This is a genomic window from uncultured Sphingomonas sp., assembly GCF_964237335.1.
Taxonomy (GTDB): domain Bacteria; phylum Pseudomonadota; class Alphaproteobacteria; order Sphingomonadales; family Sphingomonadaceae; genus Sphingomonas.
The window spans coordinates 37483-52375 of sequence record NZ_CAXSHM010000015.1 but is presented as its reverse complement, the minus strand read 5'-3'; the positions used below and the strand labels follow the sequence as shown (position 1 = coordinate 52375).

The following is a 14893-nucleotide window of genomic DNA, read 5'->3' as shown; positions in this document are numbered from 1 at the left end:
CCAGGGGGTGACGCCCCCCTTCTCAACTCCTAAGTCCGCCCCGTGAAGATCGCCTCCTGGAACATCAACTCGGTGCGGTTCCGCATCGGGATCGTCACGCGGTTCCTGCGCGAGGCCGCGCCCGACATCCTGTGCCTGCAGGAGACCAAGGTGGTCGACGCGGACTTCCCCGCCGACGCCTTCCACGCGCTGGGCTACGACCACATCCTGCTTCACGGCCAGCGGATGCACCACGGCGTAGCGATCGTGTCGCGCGTGCCCGTCGAGGCGGACGACCGCTTCGACTGGCAGGCGAACCGCGAGGCGCGGCACCTGGGCGTGCGGCTCCCCAACGGCGTACGGCTGGAGAACGTCTATGTCCCTGCGGGCGGCGACGTGCCCGATCGCGAGGTGAACCCGAAGTTCGGGCAGAAGCTCGACTTCCTCGAACGGATGACGCGCTGGTCCGAAACGCTGCCCGGCCCGACATTGCTGGTGGGAGACCTCAACATCGCGCCGCTGCCGTCGGACGTGTGGGGGCACAAGCAACTGCTCGGCACCGTCAGCCACACGCCCATAGAGGTCGAGACGCTGGCTCGGTTGCAGGCGGCGGGCGACTGGGTGGACCTCGGCCGGCATTTCCACCCCGCGCCCAAGCGGCTGCATACGTGGTGGAGCTATCGCGCGAAGGACTGGGCCGCGTCCGATCGCGGGCGGCGGCTCGACCATCAATGGGCGACGCGCGATCTCGCCGCGCAGGCGGTGGCGCATAGCGTGTTCGAGGACTGCCGCGGCTGGCCGACGCCCAGCGACCATGTGCCACTGATCACGGAGTTCGCCTGGTGAGCCCCGGGGCGGACCCGGCGCGCGATGTCGCGCGCGCAATCGACTCGCTGCGGCGCGGCTGGGCGATCGGCGTCGGCGCGCATCGGTTGCTGCCGATCGAGACCGCCGACCCGGTGCGGCTCGCCGCCTTTGACCCGGAGCGCAACGCGCCCGTCCTGCTGTCCGCCGGCCGCGCCGCGACGCTGAAGCTCGCCAACCAGCGCCATGCGGCGATCGGCGCCGCGACTCCGGACGGGCCGGTGCTGGTGGAGCGCGTGCCGTGGCTCGACTTCGCCGCCGCCACCGCGCTCGCCGACCCGCAGCTCGATCTGGCGACGCCGCTCAAGGGCCCGTTCCGCGCGCTGCCGGTCGCCGATCCCGCGCCGCTCGCCGCCGCCTTGCGCCTCGCGCGGCTTGCGGGCGTGCTGCCCGCCTTCTTCGTCGGCTCCGGTACCGGTGGGGGATCGGCCGACGTCGTGATCACGCCCGCAGCGATCGACGCCCATGAGGACGCCGCCCGCCTGACCATCGCCGCCCGCGCGCACCTGCCGGTCGCGGGCGCCGAGCAGGCCGAGATCGTCGCCTTCCGCACCCCCGAACAGCCCGGCGAGCATGTCGCGCTGGTGATCGGCAAGCCCGACGGGAGCCCGCCGCTGGTGCGGCTTCATTCCGAGTGCCTGACGGGCGACATGCTCGGCAGCCTGAAGTGCGACTGCGGCCCGCAGCTCCACGCCGCGATCGACGCCATCGCCGCGGCCGGCTGGGGCGTCCTGCTGTACCTGAGGCAAGAAGGGCGCGGGATCGGCCTCGTCAACAAGCTGCGCGCCTATGCGCTGCAGGACCAGGGGTTCGACACCGTCGACGCCAACACGCGGCTGGGCTTCGCGGTCGACGCGCGCGATTACCGGGTGGCGGCGCGGATGCTCGCGCTGCTGGGGCAGGCGCGCATCCGGCTGCTGACCAACAATCCGCAGAAAGTGGCGCAGCTTGGCGCCGCCGGGATCGAGGTCGTCGAGCGCGTTCCCCATCATCTGCCACCCAACCCGCACAACGAGCGCTACCTCGCGACCAAGCGCGACCGGACGGGGCATGAGTTTTGAAGCGGCTGCTATGAAGCGCCTGCCATGAAGCGCTTATTGGTGCTGTTCGGCGCGGCCGTGCGCGCGGACGGAGCCCCCAGCGAGACGCTCGCGCGCCGGATCGGCTATGCGGCGGCGGCGGCGGAGCATGACCCGGGGCTGACATTGTTCTGTTCGGGCAGCGTCGGGCGTCACGGCCCGTCGGAGGCGTCGGTGATGGCGGGGCTGCTCGGCGGCAGCGTGGCGGCGAGCCGGCTGCACCTCGACGAGGCGAGCCGCGACACGCTGCAAACGGTTCGCGCCGCCACCGCCTATGCGCGGGCGCACGGGTTTGGCTCCGTCCTCTCCTGCACCGACTCGTACCACCAGCCGCGCGTCCGGATGCTGTTCGCGCTGCAGGGCCTGCGCTGTGCGCCGCTTCCCCTGCCCCGCCGTGGCAGCCGCCGCGCACAATGGCGGATGCGGCTGCGCGAGGCGGCGGCGATCCCCTATGACTTGATCGCGGGGCTGTGGGCGGGTCGCCGGCGATAGGTGCCGGTGAACCGGACGTTCATGCCACCGCAGTTGCCGTCGTCCTCGACCAGCAGATAGTCACCGAGCAGGCGGAGGGTCGCGCGGCAATCGTAGGAGTCATTGCCGTTGCTATAGTCGAGACGGTCCGCGTTGACGGCAAACGTGCCCTCGAGGTTGCCGACATTGGGGCCGCTTGGCCGGTCGGCCGGATGGGCGCCAGGCCAATACGCATCGCCGTCGACTCGCAGTCGCCCTTGGGTCGCCCTCGTCAGCCGGATGTGGTCGTCATCCATATACCAGTCGCCGACCCAGGCGGAGAGCGCCGGGTGCGACGCGGCAGCGTCCAAGGCCAGCCGATCGGTGTCCACCCACCCGGTCGTCTCGCGAGCCCGCGAGAACATCGCGCAGCTCCTGCTTCCGATCCGCCCGTAGACGACGACGCGGTCGCCCGGCACCACATAGGCGCGCTCGCTGCAGCCCGCATCGCGGCAACCTGGCGTCCGGTAGAAAACGAGCGGTGGGCCCGGCAGAACACGGTACAGGCGCGCGGTCGCTATCCCATCCGGCGGACAACCGGGAACAAACATGGCGGCAAATAACGCCAAGGCAGGGATCATGTAGCCTCCCGATCGTCGCGACCATCCGTCGACCGCGTTCCACGTGGAACGACCCCTTTTGCAAGCGTCAGGCGAGAAGGCACGCCGCCTCCTCGAAGTCCGTCGCGACCGCCGCAACGCCGATCGCCCGCAATCGGTCAAAATGGTCCGGGCCACAGTGCCGGCCGGCGACGAGGCCGATCACGAACGCTCCGCTCGCCACCGCGCTGGTCGCGCCCACTGGTGAATCCTCGATGATCGCGCACCGCTCGATCGCGACGTTCAGCCTGGCGGCGCCGAACATATAGAGGTCAGGTGCGGGCTTGCCGCGCTCGACATGCTCGCGGCCCGAATAGATGTGGTCGCCGAACGCGTCGGCGAGGCCGATATGGTCGAGGTGGCGGCGGATCCAGGCGGTGCCGCTCGACGAGACGATCGCCTTGGGCAGCGCGGACGGCAACGAGCGGACGAAGGCGACCGCGCCCGCCACCTCGCCCACGCCCTCGCGCATCGCACGCTCGTCCTCGATCCGGCGGGCGGCGTGGAAGCTGTCGGGAATGGGCCCGCCGATCCACCGCTCGATCGCGGCGTGGAAGTCGGGGCCGGCAAGGCCCATGAAATGGGCCATCGACTCTTCGGGACTGGTCGGGTGGCCGATGCCGGTCAGATAGTCGGCGATCTGGCGATTGCCGGCATATTCGCTCTCGATCAGCACGCCGTCGAAGTCGAATAGCAGAGCATCGAACTTGCAGTCGATCGATCCGGGAGATCGATCGCTTCGATGCTCTTCCGCGAAGCGGGCATCGGACGTCATGACCGGCCTCCGAACAAGGCGCTGCCGACGCGGACATGGGAGGCGCCCAGCATCACCGCCGTCTCCAGATCGTCCGACATACCCATGCTCAGCCCGTCCAGTCCATGGTCGCGGCGGAATTTGGCCAGCAGCGCGAAATAGGGCGCGGCCTCGACACCGGCGGGAGGCACGGCCATCAGGCCGGCAACCCGCAGCTCCGCGTTCCGCATGCTCGCCAACAGGGCCGGCAGATCGGCGATCGCGCAGCCCCCTTTTTGCGGTTCGTCGCCGATGTTGACCTGAACGAACAGCTCCGGCCGTCGCCCGGTCTTCGCCACCGCACGCGCCAGCGCGGCGACGAGCGACGGCCGGTCCACCGAATGGATCGCGTCGAACAGCGCGACCGCAGCCTCCGCCTTGTTCGACTGAAGCTGGCCGACGAGGTGCAGCGCGACGTGCCGATAGTCGGCCCGGAGCGCCGGCCACTTGTCCTCCGTCTCCTGAACGCGATTCTCGCCGAACACGCGGTGGCCCGCGTCGAGCAGCGGGCGGATCGCGTCCGCCGGGTGCGTCTTGCTGATTGCGATCAGCATGACGCCGGCAGGGTCGCGCCGCGCGAGCCGGGCGGCGGCGGCAATGCGGTCCTGCACGGCTGAAAGAGAGGGACAGGGTCGTGGGTCTTGCGTCATCCGCACGCTATAGGGAGGGTGATGCGGTATCGCCAACCTGTCCCGGGCCAAGCGCTTCCCAGCGTGTGGCTGATGACGGACGAGCGGCTGGGCGATGGATTGTGGGTTGCGCTCGCCCAGCTGCCGCGCGGCGCAGGGGTGGTGTTCCGCCACTATGCGACCGTCCCCGCCGAGCGCCGGCGATTGCTGGCCGCCGTCGCCCGCGTGTGCCGGGCGCGGCGGCTGATGCTGGTGGTGGCAGGTAAGCCGATCCGGGATTGGCCTGGACACGGCAGGATACCGACCCATGGCCGGCGCGGCTCGCTCACCTGGCCTGCGCATGATCGGCGAGAAGCGATCGCGGCCGCGCGCGCCGGCGCCCTGCTCGTGTTCGTATCGCCGGTGTTCGCCACCCGCTCGCACCCCGGCGCTGTCGGCCTAGGCCCGCTCCGCGCAGCCGCGATCGCACGCGGATTGCCGGTGATGCGGATCGCGCTGGGCGGAATGGATGCCGGTCGGTTCCGGCGCGTCGCCGGCTTGGGCTTCGATGGGTGGGCCGCAATCGATGCCTGGCAGGTCGTGCCCCCGCACGAACTCTCGCGCTGACCGGGCGATCAGAAGCGGAATGCGGTGCCCACATAGACGGCCTGGCTGTCGTGCCGTTGCGTGTCGATCGTCTGCTGCTGCTGGTCGAGATCGCGGCGGTAGCGCATGCCGGCGGTCAGGTCGACGTTGTGCGTCAGGCGATAGGCGCCGCCGACGTCCACCGAATAGCTCGGCGCCTGCTCGACCAGCTTCGGCGCGTCAGCGAGCGGACGATCCATCAGCCCCTTCACACGGCCGGTGAACCGATTGAGCGTGTAGCTCATCCCCAGATCGGCCGCCTCGCGGCTGCCGGGCTGACCGGCGAGGTCGACATGCGCGACGTCGCCTGAGACTGCGAACCGCTTCCACCCGATCGCCGCGCCCATGTTGTACGCGATCGGCGCCAGGCCGACTGTCGCCGGCGTCTTGTCGAGGCTGGCCAGCGCGCGGGTGGAGCGCGAGCGGACGGCGACCGTCACCGCGCGGCTGATCCGCCGCGTTTGCGCAGGGGTGAAGTCGAAGCCATCATCGGCGAGGCCGCTGCGCGCGAACATCGCGGCGAGCCGCGGATCGGCGGCAGCGGGCGTGAAAGTGCCCATGCCGCCCGCTGACGCCACCGATGCGCGGCGCCCGATGATCTGCTGCGGCGTCTCTTCCGGCGCGCCGAACGCGGGCGCGACCATGGCGCCCGTCGCGACGAGCGCGGCAGCGGCGATCATGACGGTCAGGCGCGGTACGGCCACGGTAACGACGATCCTCCTGCCCCGGCGATTCACGCCGGGTTGTCCTTAAAACGCGCCTAGCAGGATTCGCTCCTTCGTCACCCCCGCGGCGACACATTTCGGGGCGGCTGTTGCACTTACCCCACAGGCGGGCGCGGGTTGCGGCTGCGCACGCCGAGGGGTAGATGCAATCGCACCTCCCGCTTTCGTCCAGGACCGATGCACATGATCCGCCCGCGCGCCACCGCCCTTGCCGCATCGGCCTCCCTCGCCCTGCTCGCGCTCGGCGGCTGCGTCCACGGCAAGCACAAGAAGGTGAACCCCGACGTCGCCGCGTCCAAGGTAACGACGATCGGCGTCAACGCCTATCTGTGGCGCGCGAGCCTCGACACGCTGAGCTTCATGCCGCTGGTGCAGACCGACTCAAACGGCGGCGTGATCGTCACCGACTGGTACATCAACCCGCAGGCACCGACCGAGCGGCTGAAGGTGACGGTGACGATCCTCGACCAGGACCTGCGCGCCGACGCGCTGCGCGTCGCGGCGCTGCGCCAGGTGCAGCAGAACGGCCAGTGGATCGCGGCGCCCGTGCAGGCGGCGACGGTGCAGAAGCTCGAGGACATCATCCTGACCCGGGCCCGCGACCTGCGCCGTGCCGCCATCGTCGGCTGATCGAGGTCATGTCATCGCGCGCCGACGCGCCGGGGCCGACGCGCGAGGACGCGCAGCCCGTATCGCGCTTCAACGCGCTGAGTGCAGATGCGCGCTGGCAGGCGGTATGGGACGAGCGTCAGACCTTCGCCGCACGCGACGACAGCACGCGGCCCAAATCCTACGTGCTCGAGATGTTCCCCTATCCTTCAGGGCGCATCCACATGGGGCACGTCCGCAACTACACGATGGGCGACGTTCTGGCGCGCTATCGGCGGATGACCGGGCATGAGGTGCTCCACCCGATGGGCTGGGACGCGTTCGGCATGCCCGCCGAGAATGCGGCGATGGAGAAGGGCGTCCATCCCGGCACCTGGACCCGCGCCAACATCGCGACGATGCGCGCGCAGTTGAAGCGGCTAGGCTTCGCGCTCGACTGGTCCCGCGAGCTCGCGACGTGCGAGCCCGATTATTACGGCCACGAGCAGGCGCTGTTCCTCGACTTCCTGGCGGCCGGTCTCGTCTACCGGCGCCAGTCTTCGGTCAACTGGGACCCTGTCGACATGACCGTGCTCGCCAACGAGCAGGTGATCGACGGGCGCGGCTGGCGGTCGGGCGCGGTGGTCGAGAAGCGCAAGCTGAACCAGTGGTTCCTCAAGATCACCGACTTCGCCGACGAGCTGCTCGACGGGCTGCCCGCGCTCGATCACTGGCCTGACAAGGTCAAGCTGATGCAGGAGAATTGGATCGGTCGCAGCCAGGGGCTGCGCTTCCGGTTCGCACTTGCCGATCCCGAGCCGACCACCGGCGACCGCTCGGTCGAGGTGTTCACCACGCGGCCCGACACGATCTTCGGCGCGAGCTTCGTCGCGATCGCCGCCGATCATCCGATCGCCGCGGAAATGGCGGCGGTCAACCCGGCCGTCGCCGCGTTCGTCGCGCGCTGCAAGCAGGGCGGCACCACCGCAGCCGAGCTGGAGACGCAGGAGAAACTGGGTTTCGACACCGGCCTGCGTGCGCGCCACCCGCTCGACGCCCGCTGGGAGCTGCCGGTGTACATCGCCAATTTCGTACTGATGGAATATGGCACCGGCGCGGTGTTCGGCGTGCCCGCGCACGACCAGCGCGACCTCGATTTCGCGCGCAAATACGACCTGCCGGTCAAGCGCGTAGTGTCCGAGGGTGCGGAGAATGCGCCGGTGTTCGTAGGTAACGTCGCGTGGACGGGTGCGGGCACGCTCGTGAACTCGCACTTCCTCGATGGGATGGAGATCGCCGACGCCAAGCGGACGGTGATCGAGCGCGCCGAGGCGGGAGGATGGGGCCATGGCAGCACCGTCTTCCGCCTGCGCGACTGGGGCGTCTCGCGCCAGCGCTACTGGGGCACGCCGATTCCGGTGATCCATTGCGCCGCGTGCGGCGTCGTGGCTGTTCCCCGCGCAGACCTGCCCGTCGTGCTGCCCGAGGACGTGAGCTTCGACATCCCGGGCAATCCGCTCGACCGGCACCCGACGTGGAAGCACGTACCCTGCCCGACCTGCGGCGCGGACGCTGTGCGCGAGACGGACACGCTCGACACGTTCGCCGACTCGTCGTGGTATTTCATCCGCTTCGCCAGCCAGCCTGACGACAAGCCGTTCGACCGCGCCACGGCCGAAGCCTGGCTGCCGGTCGGGCAATATATCGGCGGCGTCGAGCATGCGATCCTGCACCTGCTGTACGCGCGCTTCTGGACGCGCGCGCTGAAGCATCTCGGCAAGCTCGACATCGCCGAGCCGTTTGCCGGGCTGTTCACGCAAGGGATGGTGACGCACGAGACCTACTCGTTCCCGCCGCTTGGCGAGGGTCAGGCGCCCGTCTGGCTATCGCCCGACGATATCGAACGTCGAGCCGACGGCGTCGTCTCGCGCGACGGTGCGAGGCCGGTGACAGTCGGCCGCGTCGAGAAGATGTCGAAGTCCAAGAAGAACACCGTCGATCCCGAGCCGATCGTCGACCAGTACGGCGCGGACGCGGTGCGCTGGTTCATGCTGTCGGACTCGCCGCCCGAGCGCGATCTGGAGTGGAGCGAGAACGGGATCGAGGGCGCGTGGCGCTTCGTCCAGCGGCTGTGGCGGCTCGTCGCGGCCGAGCCGCCAGATGCGGACGCCGCCGCCGACTTGCCGCTGCGCCGCCTCGCTCACCGCACCACCGCCGGCGTCGCCACCGCGATCGAGGGGTTGCAGTTCAACAAGGCGGTCGCGCTGCTCTACACGCTCGCCAGCGCGATCGAGAAGGCTCAGCCCTCCGCCGACCGGCGCGACGCCACACGCACATTGCTGCTGCTCGCTAGCCCGATGGTGCCACATCTGGCCGAGGAGGCTTGGTTCAACGCAGGCGAAAGCGGCCTGATCGCCGATGCGTCGTGGCCGGCAGTCGATCCGGCGATGCTCGTCGACGACGAGGTGACGATCGCGATCCAGGTCAACGGCAAGTTGCGCGACACGCTGGTGCTCCCCAAGGGCACCGACAGGACGGCGCTGGAGGCGGCCGCGCTCGCGTCGGACAAGGTCGTCCGGCTGCTGGAAGGCTGCGTGCCCCGCAAGGTGATCGTGGTGCCCGACCGGCTCGTGAACCTCGTCGCATGAGGGCGCAGGCGCTCCTGCTCGCGGCGGCGCTGCCGCTGACGCTCGGCGGCTGCGGCCTGCATCCGCTGTACGCCGGCGGCGCGTCGGGCACCGTGGCGCGCTCGCTCGCCGGCGTCGAGGTCGCGCCGATCGAGGGCAAGGCGGGCTGGCTGATCGGCAACGCGTTGCGCGACCGGTTCGCCGGAGACGGTGACGGCAAGCCGCGCTACCGGCTCGACATTAAGCTCGACGACCATATAGAAGGCCTGGCCGTCCGCGCCGACTATGCCGCGACGCGCGAGCGGCGCTCGCTGCGCGCGCGGTTCCAGCTTGTCCGGCTCGACACGCAGGTGACGGTGCTTGACGCGACGGCGGGCTCGGACGCGGGCATCGACGTGGTCGGCAGCGAATATGCGACGATCGCGGCGGAGAACACTGCGCTGGAGCGATTGTCCGGCATCGTCGCCGATCAGATCACCACCCGCGTCGCACTCTACGCGCGCGGCCACCCAGCGGATCGGTGAGACAGACGCCGCCAAGGATCGGTCCGAGAGTCGCGCCGTGAGGATGAAGCCGCCGCAGCTGCGCGCCGCGCTCAGCCGGCTCGCGCCCGACGTCCGGCTGTACCTGATCCACGGCCCCGACGAGGCGGCCGCGTTCGATTTCGCCGCCCAGCTCGGCCGCACGATGGGCGCCGGCGCGGAAAGGATCGATCTCGACGGCGCGACGCTGCGCAGTGACCCCGCGCGGCTGGCGGACGAGGCGGCGGCGATGTCGCTGTTCGGCGACGCTCGCTGGATCCGCGTCACCGGCGTCGGCGAGGAAAGCCTGGAGGCCGTCACCAATCTCTTGGCCGCGGCACGCGCCGGCAATCCCGTGCTCGCGATCGCGCCATCGCTGAAGGCGACCGCGAAGCTGGTGAAGCTCGCCGGCGACTCCCCCGCCGCGATCGTCACGCAATGCTACGCTCCTACCGGCCGTGCCGCCGAGCAGTTGGTGACGGACCTCGCGCTCGACCATGGCCTGCGTCCCGTCCGCGGCGCCGCGCAGCGGATCGCCGATGCGGCGGGCAACGATCGTGCAGTTATCGCGCGCGAACTGGAGAAGCTGGCGCTGTTCCTCGACGCCGACGTCGGACGTGTGCGCGAGCTGGACGGCGCCGCGTTGGACGCGATCGGCGCCGATCTGGGCGAAGCGGCGGCGGACGAGATGATCGCCGCGCTGGTCGACGGACGCACTGCCGAGCTCGGCGCCGAGCTGATGCGGCTGGCCGAGGCGGGCGCGGCGCCCGTCCAGTGGTTGCGTCAGCTCGCGCGGCGGCTCGTGCTGTTGATCGAGCTTCGGCTGGAGGCGGACCGCGGCAATGATCCGGCCATGCTGGTCAAGCGGCGGGTGCATTTCAGCGAGGAGGACGCCGTCTTGCGCGCGGTCCGCCGCTGGAACGCGGCCCGGCTGGCGCGGGCGCTCGACCTGGTGGTCGCCGCCGAGCGGGCGGAGAAATCCGCCGCGACCGCCGGCCGGGTGCTGTCGGACCAGATGGCGATGACCTTAGGCCGTGCGGCGGCGGATCGGCGATAGGCCTTCTACCCAAAATCCATACCTACTACCGTTCGCCCCGAGCTTGTCGAAGGGCGCGTACAGGGCACGTGCCCTTCGACTGCCTGACAAGGCAGGCGCTCAGGACTGGCCTCGACAGGCTCCGCACGAATAGTGGGTTAGCGGACCCTCCGAGCTCAAATCCCCTCGCCGCTCAACCGCTGGCAGAGCATGTCGAGTTGGTCGAGCGTCACGTAGGACAGCGACAGCGTGCCACCCTTGTCGCCCAGGGTGATCGCCACCGGCAGCCCCAGCATGTCGGCCAGTTGCTGCTCCAACGCGGCGACATCCGCATGCGGATTCGGGCCGCCGTCGCCGTCCGCGCGGCGCGGGGCAGAGCGTTCCGCCGGCTCGCGTCCCTTGGCGGCGCGGGCGAGCTTTTCGGTGTCGCGAACCGACAACCCACGCGACACGACCTGATCCGCCAGTTGCTCGATCTCGGCGGCGCCGAGCAGCGCGCGCGCGTGGCCCATGGTGAGCGAGCCGTCGACCACCCGCTCCTGCACCGGCTCGGGCAAGTCGAGCAGCCGCAGCAGGTTGGCGACGTGGCTGCGCGACTTGTGGACGGTGCGCGCGATCTCGTCCTGCTTGTGGCCAAACTCGCTGGCGAGCCGCTGATAGGCGCGCGCCTCCTCGATCGCGTTCAGGTCCTGGCGCTGGATGTTCTCCAGCAGCGCGATCTGCAGCGTCTCCGAATCGTCGTAATCGCGCACGACCACCGGCACTTCGGCGAGCCGGGCGCGCTGCGCCGCGCGCCAGCGCCGCTCGCCGGCGACGATCTGATAGCCGCCGCCGAACGCACGCACGACGATCGGCTGGATCATGCCGCGCGCGGCGATCGACTGGGCGAGTTCCTCCAGCGCGGTCTCCTCGAAATGCCGCCGCGGCTGACCGGCATGCGGCGACAGCGCGTCGATCGGCAGCAGCCGCACGTCGCGCCGGTCGGTGGCCGGCGACGTCGCATCGTCCCGCGGCGCGACGTCGCCCAGCAGCGCGCTCAGCCCGCGTCCAAGGCCGCTCGGCCGGCTCATGCCGCCTTCGCTCCGCGGCCCGGCAGCCGGACGATCAGCTCGCGCGCGAGCGCCATATAGGCCTCCGATCCCGAGCAGCGATGGTCGTAGATAAGCGCCGGCAGGCCGTGGCTCGGCGCCTCCGACAGCCGCACGTTGCGCGGGATCACAGTCTCGAACACCGCCTTGCCGAGCACCGCGCGTACGTCGGAAGCGACCTGGTCGGTCAGGCGGTTGCGGCGATCGTACATCGTCAGCGCGACGCCCAGGATCGCCAGGCCCGGATTGAACCGGCTGCGGATGCGCTCGACCGTGCTGAGCAACTGGCTGAGCCCCTCGAGCGCGAAGAACTCGCATTGCAGCGGGACCAGCAGCGAGTCCGCCGCCACCATCGCGTTGATCGTGAGGAGCCCGAGCGAGGGCGGGCAGTCCACCAGCGCGATGTCCCACCGGTCGCCGGCGCGCGCGAGCGCGTGACGAAGACGGTGGGTCCGGGCCTCGAACTCGACCAGCTCGATCTCGGCGCCGGACAGGTCCACCGTAGCGGGGACAATCTCCAGCCCCGGCACGCAGGTGCCGATCACCGCCTCGGCGACCGTCGCCCGCCCGATCAGCACCTCGTAGGACGACAGGGCGCGCTGGTTGCGGCCGATGCCCAGCCCGGTCGACGCGTTGCCCTGCGGATCGAGGTCGATCAGCAGCACGCGATGGCCGATCGCCGCCAGCGCGGTCGCGAGGTTGATCGCGCTTGTCGTCTTGCCGACGCCGCCCTTCTGGTTGGCGACAGCGATCGTGATCATGCGATGCCACGCGCGACGAGGATGGTCGCCGTCGGATCAGTCAGGCTTGGTTCCACGTGAAACACGGTGCGGCGCAGCATGGTCGAAGCTTGTATCTGGGCCGCGCCCGATTGGCCAAGCGGTAAAATCCAGTCGGTGTCCTGATCTGCGCACCCTCGCGCCGCCCGCACCAGCGCATCGAGGCCGGTGACCGCACGGGCGGTGATCGTGCACGCGCGGATTGTGAGCGCCTCGACCTTGCTGGTGGCGACTGAAACCCGGTCCGCCAAGCCGAGCACGGCGACTGCTTTTTGCAGGAATGTGGCTCGCAGCTTACGGGGTTCGCACAGGACGAAGGATCGATCCGTCAACAGCGCGAGCACGACCCCGGGCAGGCCGCCGCCGCTGCCGATATCCAGCCAAAGGCCGGTGCCGGTGGAGAAGCCGGCGAGCTGCGCGCTGTCGACGATGTGGCGACTCCAGATCGACGGGATCGTGGACGGCGCGATCAGGTTTTGCCGCCCCGCTTCGTCGACCAGCAACGTGACGAACTGTCCGAGCCGGTCGAGCGCCGCCTGGCCGTGGTGCCGGACGATCCAGTCGCGCGCCTCCTCCTCGGTCACGCTGCCCGGCGGGCATGGAGGAAGATCGCCGACAGCGCCGCCGGGGTGATGCCGCGGATGCGCCCCGCCGCAGCGAGCGACGGCGGCCGGGCGGCGGACAGACGCTCCGCCATCTCGTTCGACAGGCCGGGGATCGCCGCGAAGTCGAGCGTAGCGGGCAGCAGCGTCGCCTCTCCCTGCCGCAGCCGAGCGATCTCATCCGCCTGGCGCTGGACATAGGGCGCATAGCGGGCGTCCTCGACCATCTCGTCGAGCAGATCGGTGTCGGGAGCTTCAAGGTCGGGCGCGACCTGATCCAGCGTCACCTCGGGGAAGCGCAACCACTCGCGCGCGGTGCGGCGCGATCCGTCCTGCGACACGTCGCCGCCCGCCACCCGCACCGCAGCGGCGGTGATCGGGCGATCGAGCGCCGCGTCGATCGCGTCCCGCGCGCCCTCGCGCCGCCGCAGCCAGGCCAGCCGCTCGGCCCCTAGCAGCCCCGCCGCTGTGCCGATCGCCGCCAGCCGCGTCGGGGCATTGTCGGCGCGCAGACTCAGCCGGTATTCGGCACGGGCGGTGAGCATCCGATAGGGCTCGGTGACGCCTTGCAGGACCAGATCGTCGATCATGACGCCGAGATAGCTCGACGCGCGATCGAGCATCAGCGGCGCGAGCCCGAGCGCCTCCGCCGCCGCGTTGGCGCCGGCGACCAGCCCCTGCCCGGCCGCCTCCTCATAGCCGGTGGTGCCGTTGATCTGACCGGCGCAATACAGCCCGGCGAGGTCGCGCGACGCCAATCGATGGTCGAGCCGCCGCGGGTCGAGATAGTCATATTCGACGGCATAGCCGGGGACGACGATCCGGGCGCGTGCCAGCCCGGGGATGGCGGCGACGATCGCCTGCTGCACGTGGGCCGGCAGCGACGTCGACAAGCCGTTGGGATAGACGAGCGGATCGTCGAGCCCTTCGGGTTCGAGGAAGATCTGGTGACCGTCGCGGTCGCCGAAGCGGTGGATCTTGTCCTCGATCGACGGGCAGTAACGGGGCCCGGTGCCGCCGATTGCGCCCCCAATAGCGCCGCCGAACAGCGGCGATCGGTCGAGCGAGCCGCGGATCAGGTCGTGGACGACGGGCGTGGTGCGGGTGATCGCGCAGGCGACCTGCGGCAGCACGCGGCCCGGCCCGAGCGGCGACATCGACCAGCGCACTGCGTCGGAAGGCTGTTCGTCCAACATCGCCCAGTCGATGGTCCGGCCGTCAAGTCGGGGTGGCGTGCCGGTCTTGAGCCGTCCGAGCGGCAGATCGAGCGCGCGGAGCTGGCGGCCGAGTTCGGTCGCGGACCGCTCGTCGATCCGGCCGCCGTCCGCCCGCTCCTCGCCACGGAAGATGCGGCCGCCCAGGAACGTCCCCGTCGCCAGTACGACAGTGCTTGCCGCGATCAGGACTCCGTCGCCCAGCCGAACGCCGGTGACGCGCCCCGATGCGACGGACAGCGCCGCGACGCTCCCCGCGATCGCCGCCACGCCGGCCGCCTCGACCGCGGTTGCGACCGCGGCGGCGTAGCGGTGGCGGTCTGCCTGAATGCGCGGTCCCTGGACGGCGCGGCCCTTGCTGGCGTTGAGCAGGCGATAGTGGATCGCCGCAGCGTCCGCCGCGCGTGCCATCACGCCGTCGAGCGCGTCGACCTCGCGGACGATATGGCCCTTGCCGACTCCGCCGATAGACGGATTGCACGACATCGCGCCTGTATGCGCCGGATCGAACGTCACCAGCGCGGTGCGGGCGCCACGCCGGGCCGCCGCCGTCGCCGCCTCCACGCCGGCGTGGCCACCACCGATCACCAGAACGTCGAACATGACGCGGCCTAGCGCAACTGCGACATACGTTCC

Annotated in this window: 16 protein-coding genes; 8 read left to right on the top strand and 8 right to left on the bottom strand. The window is 70.4% G+C overall.

What is annotated here, in order from left to right:
- Nucleotides 1-42: 42 nt before the first annotated feature.
- The 3 genes from ACFE65_RS09365 to ACFE65_RS09355 are packed head-to-tail and all read left to right on the top strand — an operon-like array spanning nt 43 to nt 2414.
- A complete protein-coding gene (locus ACFE65_RS09365) occupies nt 43-825 on the top strand; it encodes an exodeoxyribonuclease III (RefSeq protein WP_375382089.1) in 783 nt (260 codons plus the stop codon).
- On the top strand, nt 822-1904 hold the full coding sequence (ribA, locus tag ACFE65_RS09360) for a GTP cyclohydrolase II (protein WP_375382088.1): 1083 nt from the start codon (nt 822-824) through the stop codon (nt 1902-1904). Before ACFE65_RS09365 ends, ribA begins: the two co-directional genes overlap by 4 nt.
- 24 nt (nt 1905-1928) lie before the next feature.
- Complete coding sequence (locus tag ACFE65_RS09355; RefSeq protein WP_375382087.1) at nt 1929-2414, top strand: YdcF family protein; 486 nt, start codon at nt 1929-1931, stop codon at nt 2412-2414.
- On the opposite strand, the gene ACFE65_RS09350 is transcribed toward ACFE65_RS09355, so the two are convergent.
- The 3 genes from ACFE65_RS09350 to ACFE65_RS09340 all read right to left on the bottom strand — a co-directional run bounded on the left by ACFE65_RS09350 (nt 2372) and on the right by ACFE65_RS09340 (nt 4474).
- A complete protein-coding gene (locus tag ACFE65_RS09350; protein WP_375382086.1) occupies nt 2372-2797 on the bottom strand; it encodes a hypothetical protein in 426 nt (141 codons plus the stop codon). The two genes, ACFE65_RS09355 and ACFE65_RS09350, sit on opposite strands and share 43 nt — an antisense overlap.
- A 283-nt stretch (nt 2798-3080) precedes the next feature.
- Nucleotides 3081-3806, bottom strand: coding sequence for an HAD family hydrolase (locus tag ACFE65_RS09345; RefSeq protein WP_375382085.1), 726 nt, complete (start codon nt 3804-3806; stop codon nt 3081-3083).
- On the bottom strand, nt 3803-4474 hold the full coding sequence (locus ACFE65_RS09340; RefSeq protein ID WP_375382084.1) for a YggS family pyridoxal phosphate-dependent enzyme: 672 nt from the start codon (nt 4472-4474) through the stop codon (nt 3803-3805). The genes ACFE65_RS09345 and ACFE65_RS09340 overlap by 4 nt, the downstream gene beginning before the upstream one ends.
- Nucleotides 4475-4546: 72 nt before the next feature.
- Between ACFE65_RS09340 and ACFE65_RS09335 the strand changes: the two genes are divergently transcribed.
- Nucleotides 4547-5059, top strand: a complete 513-nt coding sequence (locus ACFE65_RS09335) for a thiamine phosphate synthase (RefSeq protein ID WP_375382121.1) — start codon at nt 4547-4549, stop codon at nt 5057-5059.
- Between the two features lie 8 nt (nt 5060-5067).
- Here the strand turns inward: ACFE65_RS09335 and ACFE65_RS09330 are convergent, their stop codons facing one another.
- Nucleotides 5068-5757, bottom strand: a complete 690-nt coding sequence (locus ACFE65_RS09330; protein ID WP_375382083.1) for a hypothetical protein — start codon at nt 5755-5757, stop codon at nt 5068-5070.
- A gap of 228 nt (nt 5758-5985) precedes the next feature.
- On the opposite strand from ACFE65_RS09330, the gene ACFE65_RS09325 reads away from it, so the two are divergent.
- The 4 genes from ACFE65_RS09325 to holA are packed head-to-tail and all read left to right on the top strand — an operon-like array spanning nt 5986 to nt 10595.
- On the top strand, nt 5986-6432 hold the full coding sequence (locus tag ACFE65_RS09325; RefSeq protein WP_375382082.1) for a DUF3576 domain-containing protein: 447 nt from the start codon (nt 5986-5988) through the stop codon (nt 6430-6432).
- Nucleotides 6433-6440: 8 nt separating this feature from the next.
- Nucleotides 6441-9038: a leucine--tRNA ligase gene (gene leuS, locus ACFE65_RS09320; RefSeq protein ID WP_375382081.1), complete on the top strand. Its 2598-nt coding sequence runs from the start codon at nt 6441-6443 to the stop codon at nt 9036-9038.
- Nucleotides 9035-9541, top strand: a complete 507-nt coding sequence (gene lptE, locus ACFE65_RS09315; RefSeq protein ID WP_375382080.1) for an LPS assembly lipoprotein LptE — start codon at nt 9035-9037, stop codon at nt 9539-9541. Before leuS ends, lptE begins: the two co-directional genes overlap by 4 nt.
- A 43-nt stretch (nt 9542-9584) precedes the next feature.
- The gene (gene holA / locus ACFE65_RS09310; RefSeq protein WP_375382079.1) at nt 9585-10595 is read left to right on the top strand and encodes a DNA polymerase III subunit delta; all 1011 of its coding nucleotides are present in this window, start codon (nt 9585-9587) and stop codon (nt 10593-10595) included.
- Between the two features lie 155 nt (nt 10596-10750).
- On the opposite strand, the gene ACFE65_RS09305 is transcribed toward holA, so the two are convergent.
- From ACFE65_RS09305 to mnmG, 4 genes are read right to left on the bottom strand one after another with little or no spacing between them, the layout of a single operon-like run.
- Nucleotides 10751-11644 (bottom strand): ParB/RepB/Spo0J family partition protein, encoded by an 894-nt coding sequence (locus ACFE65_RS09305; RefSeq protein WP_375382078.1) that lies wholly within the window; start codon nt 11642-11644, stop codon nt 10751-10753.
- Nucleotides 11641-12423 carry a ParA family protein gene (locus ACFE65_RS09300; protein ID WP_375382077.1) on the bottom strand — a complete coding sequence of 261 codons (783 nt, stop codon included), beginning with the start codon at nt 12421-12423 and terminating at the stop codon, nt 11641-11643. Before ACFE65_RS09300 ends, ACFE65_RS09305 begins: the two co-directional genes overlap by 4 nt.
- A complete protein-coding gene (locus tag ACFE65_RS09295; RefSeq protein ID WP_375382076.1) occupies nt 12420-13025 on the bottom strand; it encodes a 16S rRNA (guanine(527)-N(7))-methyltransferase RsmG in 606 nt (201 codons plus the stop codon). The genes ACFE65_RS09300 and ACFE65_RS09295 overlap by 4 nt, the downstream gene beginning before the upstream one ends.
- Nucleotides 13022-14860: a tRNA uridine-5-carboxymethylaminomethyl(34) synthesis enzyme MnmG gene (mnmG, locus tag ACFE65_RS09290; protein WP_375382075.1), complete on the bottom strand. Its 1839-nt coding sequence runs from the start codon at nt 14858-14860 to the stop codon at nt 13022-13024. Before mnmG ends, ACFE65_RS09295 begins: the two co-directional genes overlap by 4 nt.
- Between the last annotated feature and the right edge of the window lie 33 nt (nt 14861-14893).

What these genes read in the sequence shown, in the direction of transcription:
- ACFE65_RS09350 (WP_375382086.1), bottom strand. Translation starts at nt 2,797, where the DNA reads ATGTTCTCGCGGGCTCGCGAGACGACCGGGTGGGTGGACACCGATCGG.
- ACFE65_RS09340 (WP_375382084.1), bottom strand. Translation starts at nt 4,474, where the DNA reads ATGACGCAAGACCCACGACCCTGTCCCTCTCTTTCAGCCGTGCAGGAC.
- mnmG (WP_375382075.1), bottom strand. Translation starts at nt 14,860, where the DNA reads ATGTTCGACGTTCTGGTGATCGGTGGTGGCCACGCCGGCGTGGAGGCG.
- ACFE65_RS09335 (WP_375382121.1), top strand. Translation starts at nt 4,547, where the DNA reads ATGACGGACGAGCGGCTGGGCGATGGATTGTGGGTTGCGCTCGCCCAG.
- ACFE65_RS09355 (WP_375382087.1), top strand. Translation starts at nt 1,929, where the DNA reads ATGAAGCGCTTATTGGTGCTGTTCGGCGCGGCCGTGCGCGCGGACGGA.
- ACFE65_RS09325 (WP_375382082.1), top strand. Translation starts at nt 5,986, where the DNA reads ATGATCCGCCCGCGCGCCACCGCCCTTGCCGCATCGGCCTCCCTCGCC.
- ACFE65_RS09345 (WP_375382085.1), bottom strand. Translation starts at nt 3,806, where the DNA reads ATGACGTCCGATGCCCGCTTCGCGGAAGAGCATCGAAGCGATCGATCT.
- ACFE65_RS09300 (WP_375382077.1), bottom strand. Translation starts at nt 12,423, where the DNA reads ATGATCACGATCGCTGTCGCCAACCAGAAGGGCGGCGTCGGCAAGACG.
- ACFE65_RS09330 (WP_375382083.1), bottom strand. Translation starts at nt 5,757, where the DNA reads ATGATCGCCGCTGCCGCGCTCGTCGCGACGGGCGCCATGGTCGCGCCC.
- holA (WP_375382079.1), top strand. Translation starts at nt 9,585, where the DNA reads ATGAAGCCGCCGCAGCTGCGCGCCGCGCTCAGCCGGCTCGCGCCCGAC.
- leuS (WP_375382081.1), top strand. Translation starts at nt 6,441, where the DNA reads ATGTCATCGCGCGCCGACGCGCCGGGGCCGACGCGCGAGGACGCGCAG.
- ACFE65_RS09305 (WP_375382078.1), bottom strand. Translation starts at nt 11,644, where the DNA reads ATGAGCCGGCCGAGCGGCCTTGGACGCGGGCTGAGCGCGCTGCTGGGC.
- lptE (WP_375382080.1), top strand. Translation starts at nt 9,035, where the DNA reads ATGAGGGCGCAGGCGCTCCTGCTCGCGGCGGCGCTGCCGCTGACGCTC.